The organism is Arthrobacter sp. Hiyo1 (assembly GCF_001263615.2).
Taxonomy (GTDB): Bacteria; Actinomycetota; Actinomycetes; order Actinomycetales; family Micrococcaceae; genus Arthrobacter.
Genome location: NZ_DF952471.1, coordinates 223,705 through 227,007, shown reverse-complemented (window position 1 = coordinate 227,007; position 3,303 = coordinate 223,705). Strand labels below are relative to the sequence as shown.

Below are 3,303 nucleotides of genomic sequence, written 5' to 3'. Positions count from 1 at the left end.
CACGGTCCGACGGCGAGGCGCTTGCTGCGCTCTCCGCCGAGACGGCGGAATCCGTGAGCTCTGCCAATGAGGGGGTTTCCTGATGGACGGAATCGCCCTGCTCACCATCACCGTCCTGGCCGTCTTCGTGGGCTTCGAAGTGGTCTCCAAGGTCTCAAGCACACTGCACACTCCCTTGATGTCCGGCGCGAACGCCATCCACGGAATCATCCTGGTGGGCGCGATCATCGTCGCAGGGCAGGCCTCGGACCCATGGGTCCTCGCGGTGGCCTTGCTCGCCGTCGTACTCGCCACCGCCAACCTGGTAGGCGGATTCGTGGTGACCGACCGCATGCTGGAGATGTTCCGCGGCCGTAAACGCGTTGCGCCGCCCGGCGGGAAGCCGGAGCCCATAAAGGCTGCGTCCAAGGAGCACACGCGATGACCCTCATCGATCCGGTGTGGACTTCGCTCCTCTACCTCGCGGCCGCAGTCTGTTTCATCCTCGCGCTCAAGGGACTCAATTCGCCACGAACCGCCCGGCGAGGCAACCTGGTGGGCGCATTCGGTGCGGCACTCGCCGTCGCCACGGTCTTCCTCTCGGTCAAGATGGACAACGTTCCCTGGATCCTGGGCGCCATGGTGATCGGTTCGGGCGTTGCCGCGCCGGTCGCGCGCCAGGTCAAGATGACCCAGATGCCGCAGCTCGTCGCGCTTTTCAATGGCGTGGGCGGTGGTGCCGCAGCGCTCGTTGCACTCTTGGAACTAGCGCACACGGAGGACCACTGGGTGCGCGTGGCGATCGTCTTCACGCTGCTGGTGGGCGCGGTGTCCTTCGCGGGTTCCGCCATCACGTTCTCCAAACTCCAGGAGCTCATGACCACCCGCCCCGTGGTGTTCCCCGGTCTGCCGACCCTCATGGGGGCGGTGCTGCTAGCGGCGGTGGGTGCCGCCGTCGCCGTCGTTTTAGCGGTTCCATCGCGCTCGCATTCCTGCTTTTGGTGCTCGGTCTGGCGGCGGGCGTACTGCTTGTGCTCCCTGTAGGCGGCGCGGACGTGCCGATCGTCATCTCGCTGCTGAATGCCTTCACCGGCCTGGCCGTGGCAGCCTCGGGCCTGGTGCTTGGCAATGTGCTTTTGGTGGTGGCCGGCACGTTGGTGGGTGCCTCTGGCACCATCCTTACCAGGGCCATGGCCGCGGCCATGGGCCGCAGTGTTGCCGGCATCCTCTTTGGCGCGTTCAAGGGAGGCTCGACGGCGGGGTCGACGGCGGTGAGCGACCGCCCCGTCCGCTCCTCCAGCCCCGAAGACGTGGCCGTGCTCCTTGGCTATGCGCAACGGGTCATTATTGTTCCCGGCTACGGGCTCGCCGTTGCACAAGGGCAGCACACGGCGGCCGAGCTGGCCCTTGCGTTGGAGGCGCGGGGCATCGACGTGGATTTCGCCATCCATCCGGTGGCCGGCCGCATGCCCGGGCACATGAACGTCCTGCTTGCCGAAGCCAATGTGCCCTATGAGTCCCTCAAGGAAATGGGCGAGATCAACTCGGAATTCCGGACAGCCGACGTCGCGCTGGTGGTCGGCGCGAACGACGTCGTCAATCCGGCCGCGAAAACCACCGCGGGTTCGCCGATCTACGGCATGCCCATCCTTGAAGTGGCCGACGCGCGACAAGTAGTTTTCCTGAAGCGCTCCATGCGGCCGGGATTCGCGGGAATCGAGAACGAACTCATGTACGAACCGCAGACCACACTGCTGTTCGGCGACGCGAAGGAATCCCTCACCAAAGTGTTGAGGGCGGTCAAGGCGCTCAAGCTTAGTTAATCAAACCTGGGGTGCCCGCCGGCCTTTCTGCTTCCCAGCCGGGTGAGCCCACTCAAGACGCGGAAGAATCCAAGGCCCTATCATCGGCCGAAGACCTAGGGTGGGAACGCTCCCGCCCTTGACGGTTGCCCGGGCTTCGAATGGACGGTGAGCGGAGTGGCTGGACTCTCGATTCAGGAGCAGGCGGTGACGCGGCGCGTCGGCGTCCGTTGGGCCGCCGTTGGAGCGTGCGCGGCAATGGTCCTGGCACTCCTCAGTGGCTTTGCTATGCCGGCTCATGCGGCTGCAAACACCGTCATCACGCTGACCTTCGATGACGGCAACGCCGACCAACTGACCGCCGCAGCCACGCTGAAGAACCTCGGACTCCACGGCACCTATTTCGTCCCCTCCGGATGGGTCGATCAGCCGAGCTATTTCACCTCGGCGAACCTGCAGCAACTTTTCGCCGACGGAAATGAGATTGCCGGGCACACGGTCACCCACCCCGACCTGGTCACCTTGACCTCGGATGAAGTGACGCGCCAGGTGTGCAACGGCAGGGTGGCCCTGGCAAACATGGGCTTCAAGGTCACCAGCTTCGCCTACCCCTTCGCCTCCTTGGACCCCGCCGTGCAGACCATCGTAAAGAATTGCGGGTTCAACAGTGCACGCGGGCTCGGGGACCTTTACAGCAAGGACGATCCCGGGCTCCCGGCTGCCGAAACCATTCCGCCCGCCAACCCCTATGACACCGCGGCCCCGGAGGAAGTGGACAGCACATGGACGCTGTCCAACCTTGAAAACTCCGTGACCAGGGCCCAGGCCGCCGGCGGTGGCTGGGTTCAATTGACGTTCCACCACATCGCCGTGGGGACCGATCCCACCCTTACCATCAGCCCCAGCCTGTTCAACCAATTCGCTTCCTGGCTAGCGCAACAACAGGCAGCGGGCAGCATCGCCGTGAAGACGGTTGACCAGGTAATCGGTGGCGCGGTCCAGCCCCTCGTCTCCGGCCCGCCGGTGCCGCCCCCGCCTCCCCAGGGGACCAACATGATCCAGAACCCGAGCCTCGAGACACTGACCAGCGGGATTCCGCTGTGCTGGGCTGCTGGTGGATACGGCACCAACACCCCCAGCTTTTCAGTGGTCTCGCCTGGCCACACGGGCAATAACGCAGAACGACTGACTATGAGCGGCTACGTCAGCGGTGACGCGAAACTCCTGCCAGCCCTGGATCTTGGCGGCTGCTCTCCCACGGGCACTCCGGGCCATATCTATCAGCTCAGCGCTTGGTATAAATCCAATGTCATCACCCAATTCGAGGTCTACTACCGCACCGGAACGGGGTACTGGACCTATTGGACGGCGAGCCCGTTGTTCAACGCGAGCAGTAATTGGACGCAAATCACGTGGACCACACCGGCGCTCCCGGCAGGTGCCTCGGGAATCAGCTACGGACTGAACATCCAATCCAACGGTTCGATCACCACGGACGACTATTCGATGATCGACATCACCC

The 3,303-nt window shown here is 64.2% G+C and carries 2 protein-coding genes and 1 pseudogene; all 3 read left to right on the top strand.

The window, feature by feature from the left end; all coding sequences use genetic code 11:
* The first annotated feature begins 82 nt into the window (after positions 1 to 82).
* The gene (locus AHiyo1_RS12600) at positions 83 to 424 is read left to right on the top strand and encodes an NAD(P) transhydrogenase subunit alpha (RefSeq protein WP_059388797.1); all 342 of its coding nucleotides are present in this window, start codon (positions 83 to 85) and stop codon (positions 422 to 424) included.
* Positions 421 to 1,802, top strand: a pseudogene (locus tag AHiyo1_RS12595) (NAD(P)(+) transhydrogenase (Re/Si-specific) subunit beta). Before AHiyo1_RS12600 ends, AHiyo1_RS12595 begins: the two are co-directional and overlap by 4 nt.
* Positions 1,803 to 1,988: 186 nt before the next feature.
* On the top strand, positions 1,989 to 3,303 hold a 1,315-nt coding region (locus AHiyo1_RS12590; RefSeq protein WP_253257312.1), incomplete at its 3' end, for a polysaccharide deacetylase family protein.